Source organism: Nonomuraea sp. NPDC003804 (assembly GCF_040610675.1).
In the GTDB taxonomy this organism is placed as follows: Bacteria; Actinomycetota; Actinomycetes; order Streptosporangiales; family Streptosporangiaceae; genus Nonomuraea.
This window is the reverse complement of sequence record NZ_JBEXMT010000006.1, coordinates 299221-315198: the sequence shown is the minus strand read 5'-3', so window position 1 is coordinate 315198 and position 15978 is coordinate 299221. Positions and strand designations below refer to the sequence as shown.

17 protein-coding genes are annotated in these 15978 nt (G+C 71.8%); 8 read left to right on the top strand and 9 right to left on the bottom strand.

From position 1 onward, the window contains the following. Positions 1-6: 6 nt before the first annotated feature. The 3 genes from ABZX22_RS11055 to ABZX22_RS11045 are packed head-to-tail and all read right to left on the bottom strand — an operon-like array spanning position 7 to position 2918. On the bottom strand, positions 7-801 hold the full coding sequence (locus tag ABZX22_RS11055; RefSeq protein WP_354907483.1) for a carbon-nitrogen hydrolase family protein: 795 nt from the start codon (positions 799-801) through the stop codon (positions 7-9). 9 nt (positions 802-810) lie between these two features. After that, positions 811-1287 (bottom strand): hypothetical protein, encoded by a 477-nt coding sequence (locus ABZX22_RS11050; RefSeq protein ID WP_354907482.1) that lies wholly within the window; start codon positions 1285-1287, stop codon positions 811-813. Beyond that, a complete protein-coding gene (locus ABZX22_RS11045; protein WP_354907481.1) occupies positions 1284-2918 on the bottom strand; it encodes a RyR domain-containing protein in 1635 nt (544 codons plus the stop codon). Before ABZX22_RS11045 ends, ABZX22_RS11050 begins: the two co-directional genes overlap by 4 nt. Positions 2919-2980: 62 nt before the next feature. Here ABZX22_RS11045 and ABZX22_RS11040 point away from each other — a divergent pair, with 62 nt between their 5' ends. After that, entirely contained in the window at positions 2981-4915 is a 1935-nt protein-coding gene (locus ABZX22_RS11040) for a hypothetical protein (RefSeq protein ID WP_354907480.1), read from the top strand. Here ABZX22_RS11040 and ABZX22_RS11035 read toward each other — a convergent pair. Together ABZX22_RS11035 and ABZX22_RS11030 are read right to left on the bottom strand one after the other, a co-directional pair. Continuing rightward, a complete protein-coding gene (locus ABZX22_RS11035; protein WP_354907479.1) occupies positions 4851-6059 on the bottom strand; it encodes a M20 family metallopeptidase in 1209 nt (402 codons plus the stop codon). The two genes, ABZX22_RS11040 and ABZX22_RS11035, sit on opposite strands and share 65 nt — an antisense overlap. Beyond that, a complete protein-coding gene (locus ABZX22_RS11030; protein WP_354907478.1) occupies positions 6056-6901 on the bottom strand; it encodes a DUF418 domain-containing protein in 846 nt (281 codons plus the stop codon). Before ABZX22_RS11030 ends, ABZX22_RS11035 begins: the two co-directional genes overlap by 4 nt. Positions 6902-7046: 145 nt before the next feature. Here ABZX22_RS11030 and ABZX22_RS11025 point away from each other — a divergent pair, with 145 nt between their 5' ends. Further along, positions 7047-8213: a pyridoxal phosphate-dependent aminotransferase gene (locus ABZX22_RS11025; RefSeq protein ID WP_354907477.1), complete on the top strand. Its 1167-nt coding sequence runs from the start codon at positions 7047-7049 to the stop codon at positions 8211-8213. Positions 8214-8219: 6 nt separating this feature from the next. Here the strand turns inward: ABZX22_RS11025 and ABZX22_RS11020 are convergent, their stop codons facing one another. Beyond that, a complete protein-coding gene (locus tag ABZX22_RS11020; RefSeq protein ID WP_354907476.1) occupies positions 8220-9143 on the bottom strand; it encodes a LysR substrate-binding domain-containing protein in 924 nt (307 codons plus the stop codon). Between the two features lie 116 nt (positions 9144-9259). Between ABZX22_RS11020 and ABZX22_RS11015 the strand changes: the two genes are divergently transcribed. Together ABZX22_RS11015 and ABZX22_RS11010 are read left to right on the top strand one after the other, a co-directional pair. After that, entirely contained in the window at positions 9260-9811 is a 552-nt protein-coding gene (locus tag ABZX22_RS11015) for a peroxiredoxin (protein ID WP_354907475.1), read from the top strand. After that, positions 9808-10344, top strand: a complete 537-nt coding sequence (locus tag ABZX22_RS11010; protein ID WP_354907474.1) for a carboxymuconolactone decarboxylase family protein — start codon at positions 9808-9810, stop codon at positions 10342-10344. The genes ABZX22_RS11015 and ABZX22_RS11010 overlap by 4 nt, the downstream gene beginning before the upstream one ends. 60 nt (positions 10345-10404) lie before the next feature. Here ABZX22_RS11010 and ABZX22_RS11005 read toward each other — a convergent pair whose 3' ends face one another. Then, a complete protein-coding gene (locus ABZX22_RS11005; RefSeq protein ID WP_354907473.1) occupies positions 10405-11052 on the bottom strand; it encodes an alpha/beta fold hydrolase in 648 nt (215 codons plus the stop codon). A 142-nt stretch (positions 11053-11194) separates the two neighbouring features. Between ABZX22_RS11005 and arcC the strand changes: the two genes are divergently transcribed. Next, positions 11195-12094, top strand: coding sequence for a carbamate kinase (gene arcC / locus ABZX22_RS11000; RefSeq protein WP_354907472.1), 900 nt, complete (start codon positions 11195-11197; stop codon positions 12092-12094). Beyond that, on the top strand, positions 12095-13186 hold the full coding sequence (locus ABZX22_RS10995) for a ring-opening amidohydrolase (protein ID WP_354907471.1): 1092 nt from the start codon (positions 12095-12097) through the stop codon (positions 13184-13186). 59 nt (positions 13187-13245) lie between these two features. Here the strand turns inward: ABZX22_RS10995 and ABZX22_RS10990 are convergent, their stop codons facing one another. Continuing rightward, positions 13246-13680, bottom strand: a complete 435-nt coding sequence (locus tag ABZX22_RS10990; protein WP_354907470.1) for an RpiB/LacA/LacB family sugar-phosphate isomerase — start codon at positions 13678-13680, stop codon at positions 13246-13248. A gap of 3 nt (positions 13681-13683) precedes the next feature. Further along, positions 13684-14547: an NAD(+)/NADH kinase gene (locus tag ABZX22_RS10985; RefSeq protein ID WP_354907469.1), complete on the bottom strand. Its 864-nt coding sequence runs from the start codon at positions 14545-14547 to the stop codon at positions 13684-13686. A gap of 76 nt (positions 14548-14623) precedes the next feature. Here ABZX22_RS10985 and ABZX22_RS10980 point away from each other — a divergent pair, with 76 nt between their 5' ends. Beyond that, entirely contained in the window at positions 14624-15169 is a 546-nt protein-coding gene (locus ABZX22_RS10980) for an SseB family protein (protein WP_354907468.1), read from the top strand. Between the two features lie 72 nt (positions 15170-15241). Continuing rightward, positions 15242-15952: an A24 family peptidase gene (locus ABZX22_RS10975; RefSeq protein ID WP_354907467.1), complete on the top strand. Its 711-nt coding sequence runs from the start codon at positions 15242-15244 to the stop codon at positions 15950-15952. Positions 15953-15978 lie beyond the last annotated feature (26 nt).

The window sequence follows — 15978 nt, the reverse complement described above, 5'->3', positions numbered from 1 at the left end:
CCCTGGTCAGGGCAGCCGGCCCACACCCAGCACCCGGTGCTCGAGGCACGGCAGCGTGGCGCGGGCGGAGGCGGTCAGCTCGGCGTCGAGCTCGACCACCTGCACGCCCGGTGCGCTACCCAGATCGGCGCGCACCACGCCCAGCGGGTCGACCAGCATGCTGCGCCCGACGCCGAACCCGTCGCTCGCCTCGGCGGGATTGGGCGCCTGGTCGACGGCGGCGGTCCACATCGTGTTCTCCAGCGCCCTCGCCCGCACGAGCGTGATCCAGTGGTCCTCCTTGAGGGGGCCCGAGCTCCAGGCCGCGATGACGGCGAACATGTCGGCGCCCCTGTCGACCAGCGCCCTGGCCAGCTCGGGGAAGCGCAGGTCGTAGCAGGTGATGAGCCCGATCCGCAGCCCGGCCAGCTCGACCACCGTGGGCTCGGAGCCGGGGGCCACCAGCTCCGACTCGCGCGAGCCGAAGGAGTCGAACAGGTGGATCTTCCGGTAGGCGGCCCTGACGGCGCCCGAGGCGTCGATCGCGACCGCGGTGTTGTGGACGCGGCCCTCGCCCGGCTCGAAGACGCCGGCGATCACCGCGACGCCGTGGTCGCGGGCCGCCTCGGCCAGGCCGGTCACGAAGGGGCCGTCCAGCGGCTCGGCCAGCTCGGTGATGCGCCTGCCGTACCTGGTCAGGGTGGCCTCGGGAAAGATCGCGAGGTCGGCGCCCTCGGCCCTGGCGATGGCCTCGGTAGCCCGCTTGAGGTTGGTGGCGGGGTCGGGGGCGACGGGCAGCTGGCAGAGGGCGATTCTGGTCACGTCTCGAGATTATGCCCGGCTGGAACCCGGCGGCCAGATCACCCGCACCGGCATCCCGGCCTGTCTGGCCATGGCCACCACGTCGGCGGTGCCGCCAGGGCCGCGCGGCGCGGTGCCGTCCCATACGGCGACCAGCTCGTCGGCCTCGGACAGCATGGCCTGCGCCGCGGCCAGGTAGGCGGGCACGCCCGCCTCCTCGAAGGGCAGTTCGAGTACGTGGGTGGCCTTGCCGAGCAGCATGTCGTAGGTGTGGCGGGCGTCGGCGGGCAGGCTCTCCCGGTAGCGGCGGGCGGGCAGGACGGCGTGCAGTTCGCCGCCCGCCGCGATGGTCTCTGCCGCGAAGATCTGGTCGGACCCTTCCGCCAGGCACGACACGCCGACCAGGCCGGGACCCGCGCTCGCCAGCTCGTCGCGCAGGGCCTGGCCGACCAGCTCGACCGTGTGCGGCGTGAGCTCGCGGTGTCCCGTCACGGCGAACCTCGTCATCGCGTCCTCACCACCTGGAAGCCCGCCAGGGCCAGGATGCCCGGCAGGTTCCTGATCGTGTCGCGGTCCTTTTCCTTCGCCGATGCTGACAAAGTGGACCAGTCTCCTATATCGGGATGTGTCTTGTTCTCATCATCCCGCAAGGGGCCGTGGGACCAACCGCGGGTCACCATCATGCGTACCCAGCGCACGTGCTCCATCTCCGCCAGGAGCTCGATCTCCTCCTCGGCGAAGGAGAAGCCGAGGTCCGGGTCGACGCGCGGGCCGAGCGCGCACCCGACCTCCTTCAGCTTCCTGCCGATGTCCTCGGCCAGCAGCCGGTTGGACTCCCGCTTGTCCTCCTCGAGCTCCTCCCACGGCACCAGCGAGGAGTTGACCGCGAACCTGCCGCCCCTGCCGCGCTGGTCGGCCAGGTAGTGGTTGTGCGTCGCCTTGGCCAGGGTCTCCACCAGGTCCTCGGCGATCAGCCGCGGGTCGCCCGCCGCGTCGGTCACCGGGAAGACCCTGAGCGCGCCGTCCAGGCCCTCCAGCAGCGTGGAGTCGAAGGCCGCCGCGTGGTCGACGCGGACGACCAGCGAGCCGGGGCCGCCGCCCCACAGCCGCAGCGACGTGAGCGCGACCTTCAGCGCGAGGTCCTGGTCGGGGTAGCAGACGTAGACGCGGCGCGAGGCGTGCGGCAGCACCTCGGGCAGGCTCACCTGCTCCGGCTCCAGGTCGATCGCCTCGAGGTCGCAGGCGGTCAGCAGCAGGTCGTGCCGGGCGCACAGGGCCGCCGTCGCGCCGGTCGCGTCCGCGTCGACGACGGTGACCGGCAGCGGCCCGGCCTCCCGCGCCCGCGGGCGCCAGTGCCGGGCCAGCTCCAGCAGCAGCGTCCGGCCGAACGTGCCGAGGCCGATGACCATGACCGGGTCCGGTGTGGTGATCGGGTCGTTGTCCAGCAGCACGCGGGCCGCGAGCGTGTCGGGGTTGAAGAAGTCCAGGTGCAGTCCCGTCGGCCGGGTGAGTCCGAGCCGCCGGGCACGCAGCGCGGCGCACATGTCGGGGTCGGAGATGAGCCCGTAGGCGGCCAGCGGGCGGGCCTTCGGCCGCGGCAGGGCGTGCGCGGCCAGCGCGATCGCGGTGTTGGTCGCGCTGTCGGCCTCGCAGGCGTACAGGACGGCGGCGCGTTCGATGCCCGCCGCGCGCAGCACGGCGGGATCGCGCGGGTCGCCCTCCACGTGCAGCACCCCGCGGTCGGCGTGGGGCGTGGGGGAGATCCGCACCACGCCGCGGCCGGCCGCGCGCAGGCGCGTGGTCAGCACGCCCGCGAGCGGCCCGGTGCCGCAGATGACCGCGTGGCCGCGCGAGCCGCGGGCGCGCAGGCGGCGGATCTCGGTGGAGAACAGCAGCAGCAGACCGGCGACCAGGGCGTAGATCGTCGCGGCGGGGGCGGTGAAGCGGGCCACCTCCAGCGCCCATCCCAGCGGCTTGTGATCGACGTCGAACGGAGCCGGATCGAGGACGAACAGCTGCAGCGAGTAATAGACCAGATCGAAGGCCGAGGCCCCGGGCTCGAGATACGCGGCGAATCCCACCAGGCCGAGAACGAATGACGCGAGCACCAGTACGGCGAATGACAGCCGCAAAGCCATTACGTCACGATATTTTGTGTCGCCTTTGAAAGTCCAGTTGTTCGTCGTGTATTCATGTCTGCATGGACCCCGTCAATGCGTTTCTCGCCTGGTCCACCGAGGCTGAGGGCTCCGAGTCGGTCATCAGGGCGGTCCAGTCGGTGAAGAGCCAGCTGGCCGAACGTCATTTCGACGTCTACGACTGGAGCGAACAACCCCATAGCCGCAACATCGGCATCGAGATCCAGGAGAAGATCCGCAGGTCGGACATTCTCATCCTGGAAGGAAGTACGGTTCGCCCCAATTTGGCATTTGAAGTCGGTTTTGCGCGAGCGTTGGATTTGCCTGTCGTCGTCATCAAGCAGGAGGGCACCAGCGAGCTGCCCGAAGACTTCGGCGCGCCGCGATACCTCAACTATCCGAGTGCCAGCAACGACGCCGGGTTCAGCAAATTCGAGACCGATTTCGGCAGGTTGCTCGACCGTCTGGAGCTGGAGTCGCTCAGCCCCGGCCATCGGGCGCTGCGCCGCAAGCTGACCCAGCTGCACGGCGGCCTGCAGTCGGTGCTCAGCAACCACGACAGCGACCACCCGCAGCTGCACCTGCGCAGCGGCTGGCTGGAGGCGCTCGCCTCCGAGGTGCGCAACTCCGGCCCGTCCAACCTCGTCACCGACGCCGACTACTACTCCCACTGCTTCGCCGAGCTGCGCGACTGGAACGACGGCCCGATCAGGGCCATCGCCGACCTGACCGACAACACCGAGACCTTCTGGCAGACCGACCTCGAGCACCCCGAGCTGATGAGCTCCCAGGTCACCGAGCGGATCTTCCTCATCGACTGGCGGCTGTTCTTCCAGGGCGAGGCGGAGCTGTCACGGCACATGTCCATGTGGCGTGACCACATCGGCAGCCTGGCCGACAGCAGCTACGAGATCTACGTGGCCGCCGTCGACGACGTGGGGCTCGGCGTGCGCCATCCCTTCGGCGACACCGCCGTCGGCGCCCACCTGCTGCTGCTCAACCCCGACTGCATCGGCGGCTACCGGAGCAGGCTCGACAGCGACTTCGGCGAGCGGCGCATGCTCCACATCGAGCGCGACCGCCACCGCTTCAACCTGGCCAACCGCTACTACGACGCGGTCAAGGCGCGGGCGGTGCGGTTCGACCCCAACCACGACTTCCACACCCTCAAGCGCGAGTGGCTGCGCAAGCTGGAGATCGGCAGGTGGGACGAGCACTGGACGCTGCGCACCGAGCACCGCTCCCCGGCCTACTTCGACCGCTACGACCAGCACATCCGCACCTGGATCCCGATGTACGACGACCTGATCCAGGACTGCTCGGCCACCGTCGCCAGCGAGATCCTGCGCATCTTCCAGGAGATCGACATGTCGGTCTCGGTCCTGGAGATCGGGTACGGCACCGGCAGCCTCACCTCCGCGATCGTCCCGTGGATCCGCACCCTGTGCGAGCCGTTCGAGCAGCTCGGCCAGCTCTACCCGGTCGACCGGTACCGCGCGATGGACCGCGCGGTGCAGATGCGCAAGCTCGCCCACAAGAAGATCGGCGACGACCTGAACCGCTGGGTGCGCCTGCTCAACAAGACCGCGTGGGACGACGTCGAGGACAACATCACCTACAACGTCATCTTCGGCTCGCTCGTCACCCACTTCCTGTTCGGCCAGAACCCCACCGACGAGTCGATCGACTCCTTCTTCGCCGAGTGCGCCAGGCGCCTCGAACCCGGCGGCAGCCTGGTCTTCTCCGACTGCTTCGCCCCCGACGACGACCACGAGCGCACGTCGGCGGTGGCCGCCTGGCGGACCTGGATGATCGACAACGGCCTCTCGGAGGACTACGCGGAGGCCTACCTGGCCGGCAACCAGGACATGGTCAACGCCGTGTCCGTGCCCCGCGTCGCGGCGGGCGCCGAGCGTCACGGCCTGCGCCTGGTCAAGGAGAAGCTGGTCGGCTCCACGCAGATGTTCCGCCTGCTGGTGTTCCGCTCCGCGCGCTGAGCGCCGCGGCGTAGGCCAGCGCCTGCGCCCGCGCGCAGGCGCCCACGGCCTCGTCGGGCGGCAGGAACCGCGGATCGTGCAGGCCGGCGTGGACGAACCCGGGCGCGCCGCCCAGCCCGACGAAGGCCATCAGCGTCGGCCACGCGGTGCCGTAGTGGGCGAAGTCGTCGCCGCCGCACGAGTGCCAGGCCGGGGCCGGCGCGAACCCGGCCGTCGCCGCCCCGCGCCTGGCCGCCTCGGCCAGCGCGGGGTCGTTGACCAGCGGCGGCTCGCTCTTGGTGACGGTCAGCCTCGCGGCGCACCCGTGGGCGGCGGCCACGTGCTCGGCGCACTCCCTGACGGCCGACAGCAGCGCGCGCTGGTCGGCGGTGTCCAGCGCGCGGAGCGTGACCAGCGCGTGGCCGGCGCCGGGGATCACGTTCTCCGCGGTGCCCGCGTGGACGGCCCCCACGGTGAGCGTGGCGCCGTGGACCGGGTCGATCCGCCGCCCCACCAGCCCGTGCAGCGCCACCACCAGGTGCGAGAGCGCCAGCACCGGGTCCCTCGTGCGGTGCGGGTAGGCGGCGTGCCCGCCGAGCCCCTCGACGTCGATCCTGATCGCGTCGGCCGCCGCGTTGACCGTGCCGGGGTCGGCGCCGATCGTGCCCCACGGCAGGTCGGGGTGGACGTGCACGGCGACCACCGACTCCACCCCCTCCGCCGCCAGCTCGCCCTCGCGCAGCAGCGCCACGGCGCCCGACGGGTGCCGCTCCTCGCACGGCTGGAAGACGGCCACCAGCGGCGCGGGCAGTTCCGTCCTGCGCGCCGCCCGCACCAGCGCGACCAGCGCGGCCAGGTGCACGTCGTGGCCACAGGCGTGCATGTGCCCGTTGGCCGAGGCGAAGGCCGCGCCGGTCAGCTCGGCCAGCGGCAGCCCGTCGAGCTCGGCGCGGACGCCGATCGCGGGCTCGCCCTCCGGCCCCACCCTGACGATCATCCCGGTGCCCGCCACGACCCGGTGGGGCAGCGGCAGGTGCTCGGCGATGACGCCGCAGGTCTCCACCTCCGCGCCCCCCGGTTCGGGTACGGCATGCAGCCGGTGACGCAGGCGGATCGCGTCAGGCAACTCGTCGTCCAGCAGGCGAAGGAGGGCGCTCAGCGTCACGAACGGAGTATGAGCCGGTTCGGCACCGGTTTCCACCAGGTGAGCATCCGCCACACCCATTCGAGCGGACCGTATCTGAACACCGACAGCCACCACCAGCTGAACAGCAGCTGCGCGAGCACCGTCACGCCCGCCACGGCGAGCACCGGCCAGCGCATCGGCGCGGTCAGCACGATGACCACGGTGCCCGACACGTAGTTGGTCAGCGCCATCCTGCCCATCGGCTCCAGCCAGCGTGGCCGCAGGAACAGCACGAGCGTGGAGTAGGCGGCGGCGCCCGCGAGCGCCGCCGTCACGTAGACCCACCACTCGTCGGTCCGCAGGTAGAGCGAGCCGAGCGCCGCCGAGACGACCGCCGACACGCCGAACCCCGGCAGCAGCCACCCGCGGCCCGGCCGCAGGTCCATCAGCGCCATGCCGATCAGGAACAGCCCGGGGATGATCAGGATGCCGCCGCCCACCCACACGCCCCACGCGGTGGCCGCCACCCCGAGCACCAGGACGGGCCAGCCGCCCGACAGGAACGATGCCGGCAGCAGCACGCCGATGCCGAACAGCGCGTAGTCGGTCAGCACCTCACCCTCGTACCAGGTGTGCTGGATCAGCCCGAACGCCAGCAGCCACAGCAGCCTGCGCAGCAGCACCCACCGGCCGGCGCCGCGCAGCACCAGCGCGAAGCTGACGCCGAACAGCAGCGAGAAGATCGGGTAGAAGCGGCCCTGGAGGAACGTCTCGACCCACCACTCGCTGTCCGGCGCCTGGGCGTGCTGCCAGGTGTTGACCAGCATGATGCCGCACACCGCGAAGCCGCGGAGCGCGTCGAGCTCTCTGATGCGCGTCACAGGAACCAGGACCACCACCATACGGGGAAACCGGCCGCGATCACGGGGGCAGGATGTTCGGAAGTGTACGAGCCTCGGGGCGGACACGCGCGCGCGATCGAGGGCGACCCGGGTGATCACGCCTCGAGACCAATAGTGTGGTCTCGTGAGCGATCCCCTTGTTTCCCGCATGCGACGGTTCGGCACCACGATCTTCGCCGAGATGAGCGCGCTGGCCGTACGGACCGGGGCGATCAACCTGGGGCAGGGATTCCCCGACACCGACGGCCCGCCCGCGATGCTCGACCGCGCGGTGGAGGCGATCAGGTCGGGTGCCAACCAGTACCCGCCGGGTCCGGGCCTGCCCGAGCTGCGGCAGGCGGTGGCCGAGCACCGGCGGCGGCACTACGGCCTGGCCTACGATCCCGACGGCGAGGTGCTGGTCACCGTGGGCGCCACCGAGGCGATCGCCGCCGCCGTGCTGGCGCTGTGCGAGCCGGGCGACGAGGTCATCGCCTTCGAGCCCTACTACGACTCCTACGCCGCCTCCATCGCGCTGGCCGGGGCCCGGCTGGTCGCCGTCACCCTGCGCCCGGTGGCGGGGCGCTTCACCTTCGACCCCGACGAGCTGCGCGCCGCCGTGACGCCGCGCACCAGGGCGATCCTGGTCAACTCACCGCACAATCCGACGGGCACCGTGTTCGATCGCGAGGAGCTGGCGGTCATCGCCGAGCTGTGCGCCGAACGCGGCCTGCTGGCGATCACCGACGAGGTGTACGAGCACCTGACCTTCGACGGCGTCGAGCACGTGCCCATGGCCACGCTGCCCGGCATGCGCGAGCGCACCGTGATGATCTCCTCGGCGGGCAAGACGTTCTCGGTGACCGGGTGGAAGACCGGCTGGGTGTGCGCGCCGCCCGAGCTGGTGCGGGCCGTCCAGACCGTCAAGCAGTTCCTGACCTTCACCGCCAACGGGCCCTGGCAGCTCGCCGTGGCCCACGGCCTGCGCGAGGAGCTCGACTGGGTCGCCGGGCTGCGCGCCGGCCTGGAGGGCAAGCGTGACCGGCTGCTGAGCGGGCTGGCGGCGGCCGGGTTCGAGGTGCTCAGACCGGCCGGCACCTACTTCGTGCAGACCGACATCAGGCCGCTCGGCTTCACCGACGGCCTGGAGCTGACCAGGCGGCTGCCCGAGCTGGCGGGGGTGGTGGCGATCCCCACCCAGGTCTTCTACGACCACCCCGACCGGGGCCGCCACTTCGTCAGGTTCGCCTTCTGCAAGAAGGACGAGGTCATCGACGAGGCGGTGACCAGGCTCAAGCGGCTCGGCGGGTAGGGGCGGTCAGGAGATCACCTTCACCGGCAGCTTGCGCTGCCTGACCGCGCCGCGCACCGCCTTGGCCAGCTGCGCGTACTCCGCGGCCCTGGCCGAGCTCGCCCGGTAGGCCATGCCGATCGTCCTGCCGGGCGCCGGAGCGGCGAACCTGCGCAGCGCCAGCCGTACCCGCTTGCCGGTCTCCACCGGCACCGCCGACTCCGGCAGCAGGGTCACCCCGAGGCCGCCCGCCACCAGCTGGACCAGGGTCGGCAGGCTGGTGGCGTAGGTGGTCGCGGTGGCCCGCGCGCCCACCTCCCTGCACACGTCGATCGCCTGCTCGCGCAGGCAGTGGCCCTGGTTGAGCAGCACGATGTCGAGCCCCTTCAGCGCCGACCTGCGCAGCGGCCCCTCCTCGGCGGCCAGCGGATGGCCCTCCGGTACGGCCAGCAGGAAGTCCTCGTCGTAGAGCGGCTCCTCCACCAGCCCGCTCGTCTCGGTCGGCAGCGCCAGCAGCACCAGGTCGAGCCTGCCCTCCCGGACCTCCTCGACGATCGTCTCGGTCTTGGCCTCGTGGACGGTCAGCTTCAGCAGCGGGAAGCGCTTGGCGAACATCGGCAGCAGGGCGGGCAGCACGTACGGCGCGACCGTCGGGATCACGCCCAGGTGCGCGGGACCGCTGAACGGCTCGCGGTTCATGGCCACCTCCCCGACCAGGTCGTCGACCGCGGCCAGCACCCGCGTCGCGTGCACCGCCACCCGCTCGCCGGCCGGGGTCAGCAGCACCTTGCGGGTGGTCCGCTCCAGCAGTTGGGTGTCGAGGATCTCCTCCAGCGCGGACACCGACCCCGACAGCGCGGGCTGGCTCATCCTGAGCGCGGTGGCGGCCTCCCGGAAGTGCAGATGGTCGGCCACGGCAAGGAATGCCCGCAGCTGAGCGAGGGTGGGCATGGGCTCACTGATAGGAATCACCTCTCAGATTGGTTCGACTGCTCGATTTCTCGGATCAATGCTAGATGCGGCAACCTGGAGGCACTGACAACGACGTCCTGCAAGGAGACATAGACGTGCTCACCGTTGGTGACAAGTTCCCCGAGTACGAGCTCACCGCCTGCGTCGACCTCGACCCCGAGAAGGCGTTCGCGGAGATCAACCACAAGACCTACGAGGGCAAGTGGCGCGTGGTGTTCTTCTGGCCCAAGGACTTCACCTTCGTGTGCCCCACCGAGATCGCCGAGTTCGGCCGGCTCAACGAGGACTTCGCCGACCGCGACGCCCAGGTGCTCGGCGTCTCCGTCGACTCGGAGTTCGTCCACCACGCCTGGCGCAAGGACCACGAGGACCTGCGCGACCTGCCCTTCCCGATGCTGAGCGACATCAAGCGCGAGCTGTCGTCGGCGCTCGGCGTCCTCGGCGAGGACGGCGTCGCCCAGCGCGCCACCTTCATCGTCGACCCCAACAACGAGATCCAGTTCTCGATGGTGACCGCGGGCTCGGTCGGCCGCAACGTCAAGGAGGTCCTGCGGGTCCTCGACGCCCTGCAGTCCGACGAGCTGTGCCCCTGTAACTGGAACAAGGGCGACAAGGGCCTCGACGCCAAGGCGCTGCTCGGCGCATGAGTATCGACAACCTGAAGTCGGCGCTGCCCGACTACGCCAAGGACACCAAGCTCAACCTGGGCTCGGTCACGACGACGTCGTCGCTGACCGACCAGCGGTTGTGGGGCGCGGTCCTGGCGTGCGCGCTGGCCACCAGGTCCGCGCGGGTCATCGCCGAGGTCGCCGAGGAGGCGTCGGCCATCCTGTCGGCCGAGGCGTTCAAGGCGGCCAAGGCCGCCGCCTCGATCATGGCGATGAACAACGTCTACTACCGCGCCACCCATCTGATCGGCGACGAGCAGTACAGCACCATGCCGGCCAAGCTGCGCATGACCGTCATCGGCAACCCCGGCGTCGACAAGGTCGACTTCGAGCTGTGGTGCCTGGCGGTCTCCGCGGTCAACGGCTGCGGGCGCTGCCTGGAGTCGCACGAGCAGGTGCTGCGCGGCTCGGGCATGCCGCGCGAGCAGATCCAGGAGGCGCTGCGGATCGCCGCCGTCGTCAACGCGACGGCCGCGACCCTGGAGGCCGAGGCCGCCCTCGTGACGGTCTGATACGCCAGGGCGAAGGGCGTCCCCCGTCGGGGGGCGCCCTTCGTGCTGTCCTGAGGCCGGTCAGCTGTCCAGGAACTCCTCCACGGCCGCCGCGAACTCCCCGGGCGCCGCCGAGTGGATCAGGTGCCCCGCGTCGATGGTGACGAGCTTGGCGCCAGGGATGAGGCCGGCCAGCGGCGTGGCGTCGACATGGCTGGACGGCCCGCCCGACAGCACCAGCGTGGGAGCGGTGATGCGGGCCAGCCCCTCGGCCCACGCCGGGTCGGGCGAGACGAACTGGCGCTCGGTCTCGACCATCATGGGGGAGTCGTCCTCCAACGGCGGCCGGTCCAGCGGCAGCGGCGCCGGCGGGTCCTCCAGCACCAGGACCGAGACCAGGTCGGGGTACCTCATGGCCAGGTGGTAGGCGACCGCGCCGCCCAGCGAGTGCCCGATCAGCGCCGCCCGCTCCACGCCGAGCATCCTGAGCAGCGCCGCCACGTCCTCGGCCATCTCGGGCAGCGCGTAGCCGTCCGGCCGCTCGCTGGCGCCGTGGCCGCGCAGGTCGGGCGCGATCACGTGGAAGCGCTCGGCGAAGCGGCGGGTGTACGGGTTCCAGTGGTTGTGGTCGGCGGTACGGCCGTGCAGCAGGACCAGGGCGGGCGCGGCCGGATCGCCTTCCTCCCGGTAGGCGAGCTCGACGCCGTTGACGTGTGCGATGCGAATCACGTCCGTGAGGCTACCTTCGTGGGAAACGACCGTGAGGCGGCGCCCCAGGTCCTCCTCCCAGGCGCGTCCGCCATGCCACCCGCCCCATCATGGGCAAAGGTTGCCAATGAACGCCCTCCCCTGCGTGGGTAGCGTCGCGACCGTGGGTGAACGGGTACTCGTCGCGCTCGGCGGCAACGCCATGACCGGCCCGGACGGCAGCGCCGCGCCGGGCGAGCAGCGGGCCGCGGTCGAGGCGGCCATGCTCCAGGTCAGGGCGCTCATCGACGCGGGACACCAGGTGGTGCTGACCCACGGCAACGGCCCGCAGGTCGGCAACCTGCTGCTGAAGAACCAGCTGGCCGCCTCCGTCGTGCCGCCGGTGCCGCTCGACTGGTGCGGCGCCCAGACCCAGGCCACCATCGGCACGCTCATCATGAACGCGCTCGGCGGCCGCAGCGCCACCGTCGTCACCCGCACCCTGGTCGACGCGCGCGACCCCGCCTTCGACGAGCCGGTCAAACCGATCGGGCGCTACTTCAGCGAGGCGGAGGCGCGCAGGTTCGAGAAGCTCGGCCAGAGCTGGCGGCGCTTCGAGCGCGGCTGGCGGCGCGTGGTCGCCTCGCCCGAGCCGCTGGAGATCCTCGACGCGGGCGCCGCGACCACGCTGATCGCCGCGGGGTTCACCGTCGTGGCCGCCGGCGGCGGGGGAGTGCCCGTCGTGCGGCAGGCCGACGGGCGGCTGACCGGCGTGGAGGCCGTCGTCGACAAGGATCTGGCGGCCGCGCTGCTGGCGCGTGCCGTACAGGCCGAGGTGCTGATCATCGCGACCGACGTGCCGAACGCCGTCGTCGGGTACGGCGGGCCTGACCCGCGGCCCGTCGGCCGGATCTCCGCCGGCGAGCTGCGTGTCCTGCACGCCGCCGGGCACTTCGCCGGAGGGAGCATGGGACCGAAGGTGGAGGCGGCCCTGCGTTTCGTCGAAGGCGGGGGCAGGCAGGCCGTGATCACCTCCTTGGAGCACATCGCGAACGCCGATGTCGGTACGAGAGTGGAGAGATAGATGCCGGAACCGATCGAAGTGCGCAAGGTCGCCATCGAGAGCGTGACCGACGCCTCAGGGCTGGAGAAGCTCATCGACGACGGGGTCATCGAGGCGCACAGGGTGCTCGCGGTGATCGGCAAGACCGAGGGCAACGGCGGCGTGAACGACTACACCCGCATCCTGGCCGACACGGCCTTCCGCGAGGTGCTGGCCAGGAAGGGGCATCCCGCGCCCGAGAGCGTGCCGCTGGTCTGGTCGGGCGGCACCGACGGGGTGCTGAGCCCGCACGCCACCATCTTCGCCACCACCGCGAACGCGCCCGCCACCGACGAGCCCAGGGTGTCGGTCGGCGTCGCGATGAGCGAGGTCATCCTGCCGGAGGACATCGGCCGCCCGGCCATGGTGGAGAAGGTCGCCGCCGGCGTGCGCGAGGCCATGAAGGTGGCCGGCATCGACGACCCGCGCGACGTCCACTACGTGCAGACCAAGACGCCGCTGCTCACGCTGGCCACCATCACCGACGCCAAGAACCGCGGCAAGGACACCGCCATCGAGGAGACGGGGCCGTCCATGGACCTGTCGAACTCCACCACCGCGCTCGGCATCGCCGTCGCGCTCGGCGAGATCGAGATGCCCGGCGCCGACCAGATCCACCGCGACCTGTCGCTCTACAGCAGCGTCGCCTCCTGCTCCAGCGGCGTCGAGCTGGACCGGGCGCAGATCGTCGTCGTCGGCAACGTGCGCGGGATCGGCGGCCGCTACCGCATCGGGCACAGCGTCATGAAGGACGCGCTCGACGCCGACGGCATCTGGGCGGCCATCCGCGACTCCGGCATCCCGCTGCCCGAGCGGCCGCACCCCTCCGACCTGGGCGGCCGTCTCGTCAACGTGTTCATGAAGTGCGAGGCCGACCCGTCGGGCCGGGTGCGCGGGCGGCGCAACATCATGCTCGACGACTCCGACGTGCACTGGCACCGCCAGATCAAGGCCACGGTCGGCGGCGTCGCCGCCTCGGTCACCGGCGATCCGGCGGTGTTCGTCTCCGTCGCCGCCGTCCACCAGGGCCCCTCGGGCGGCGGCCCGGTCGCCGCCATCGCCGACCTTTCCTGACCCCGTACGGCGCGGCGGCCGACGCCCTCCGCCTCCGGCAGGGCGCGGTGGCCGCGCCGCTATCGCGCCTCGAGGTGCTCGACGTTGGCCCTGTCGGCGGGATCGGCGCTGGGCTCGCCCGCGAACCACGCGTCGAGGATCTCCACCAGCAGCGGCTCGGAGACCGCGCGCAGGCTCAGCGCCAGCACGTTGGCGTCGTTCCACCTGCGCGCGCCGTCGGCGGTGTAGGCGTCGGCGCACAGCGCCGCCCGCACCCCGCGCACCTTGTTGGCCGCGATCGAGGCGCCGGTGCCCGTCCAGCAGCACACCACCGCCTGGTCGGCCCGTCCCTCTGCCACGTCGCGCGCCGCCGCCTCGCTGGCCCACGCCCAGCCGTCACGCTCGGCGGGGTCGAGCGCCCCGTGGGCGATCACCTCGTGGCCCCGCTCGCGCAGCTCCCGCACCAGCTTCGCGGCCACTCCGTCGAGGCTGTCGGCCGCCACCGCGATCCGCATGGCTCAGTCCACTTCCGCGCTGCCGTTGACCCGGAGCTTACGGCGGGCGCGCTCGTAGAAGGTCGTCGTGCCCAGCCGTACCACCCGGGCGGCGCCCGAGACGGCGGTCGCGGTCACGCGGTCGCCGGGGGACAGCCGGCCCATCACCATGCCGTCGACCTCCACGGCCAGCGTGCCGCTGGAGGGCAGCAGCTCCAGGGTGACGCGCTCGTTGGCCGACAGCATCACCGCCCTGTTGAACGTCGAATGCGCCGCGGCGGGCACCACGAGGAACCCTTCGACCAGCGGCGAGACGATCGGCCCTCCCGCCGAGAAGCTGTAGGCGGTCGAGCCGGTCGAGGTGGCGAGGATGACCGCGTCGGCCGCGTAGCGCACGAACGGGTGCCCCTGCACGGCGACGGCGACCGCGGCGATCCCGTCGCCAGGCACCCGCACCAGCGCGATGTCGTTGAAGGCGGTGACCTCGTGCCCGTCGGTCAGCGTCGTCCGCACCGCCATGCGCGGCTCCACCGTGTAGCGGTGCTCGTCGATGGCCGACAGCGCCTCGGGCAGCTCGTCGACGTCGATCTCGGCGAGGAAGCCGAGCTTGCCGAGGTTCACCCCGAGGACGGGCGTCTCCAGGCCCGCGATCAGCCGCATCGTGCGCAGCATCGTGCCGTCGCCGCCCAGGCTGACCAGCAGGTCGGCGCGCTTGCACAGCTCCTCGGGTTCGACCGCGATCGCGCTGCAGTGGATGCGGTCCACCTCGTCGGGCAGGCCGAGCACCGTGACGCCCCTGGAGACCGCCCACGAGATGATCGTCTGGATCGCCGTCTCGGAGTCACGCCTGGGGTGCAGGACCAGGCCAACCGTTCCGATCATGCCCATGTGCTTCACTGTACGCGGCGCCGCCGGGTGACCGTCCACCGCGACCACACGTGATGCGCCGGTAGTCTGGTCGTTTGTGCCGAGCATTCCGCAACCCCTGGTGCCCAGCGACGACGGCGGCGCCGACGCCTCCGTCGCCGCCGCGCTGACCGCCTTCTCCTCCGGCACGGCCGACGCCACCGCCGTCCTGTCGGCCCTCAGCGGCACCAGGCTGCTGGTGCCCGTCGTGGCGCTGCTGACCTCGTCCGAGGTCGGCGAGCACGGGCTCAAGCAGGAGAAGGAGAGCGAGATGGCGCTCCCCAAGCTGATCGGCAAGGACGGCAGGGAGGCGGTGCTCGCCTTCACCGGCGTCGAGGCGCTCACCAGGTGGCGGCCCGACGCGCGGCCCATCCAGGCCACGACGCCGCAGGTCTGCCAGGCGGCCGTCCACGAGGGGGCGGCGGCGGTGGTGATCGACGTGGCGGGGCCGGTGCCGTTCGTCATCGAGGGCGGCGTGCTGGAGGCGATGGCCGCGGTCGAGTCCGGCAGGCTCGACGACGTGGGCCCGTCGGTGACGGTGGCCCGCTTCGCCCCCGCGCCCGCTCCCAGGCGCCGCCGCTTTCCCTGGTCGCGCCGGTCCTGACCGGACGCGCGGGGACAGCAGGGTGACAGCGGCCGGCAGGCGTTCCGCGCGACGGGCGAGTCCAACGCCATCGTGACAGCGGGGGCGTTCCGCGCGACGGCCGTGACGGAAGGGCCTGACAGCCGCCGCCGCACCCGCGAGGATGAGCGGGTGGTGGTCTGGGCGGCGGTGGCCGGCTTCGTCGTGGGGTACGTCGTGCGCGCGCTGGCCGAGGGCTTCGAGGCCGACCCCGTGGACACCCGCGCCGAGGCGCGGCGGGTGCTGCGCGGCCTGCGCCGCCGGCCGTCCCTGCGGTTCCCGACCGTCGAACTGGTCACGGCGGCGGTGTTCGCGCTGCTCACCTGGCGGATGCCGGCGGCGTACCTGCCCGCGCTGCTCTACGCGGCAGCGGCGGGCGTCCTGCTCGCCGCGATCGACTGGCGCACCCAGCGGCTGCCCGACCTGATCACCCTGCCGTCCTACCCGATCCTCGCCCTCCTCCTGCTGCCCACCGGGCGGCTCCCCGAGGCGCTGCTCGGCGGCCTCGCCCTGCTGGTCCTGTACGGCGTGCTGTGGTTCGTCCGGCCCACCGCCATGGGCCTGGGCGACGTGAAGCTGGCCGGCCTCATCGGCATGGCCGCCGGCGCGGTGGGCTGGAACGCCTGGGTCGCCGCGGCGCTCGCGGGCCAGTTGCTCGGCGCGCTCTACGCCCTCACCCTCCTTGTCACGAAAAAGGCGGATAAGTCGACCGAATTTCCATTCGGGCCCTTCATGATCGTCGGGGCGCTCTGTCTCGCCTGGTGAGCCATGGCGATCCCACCGCTCCGTAC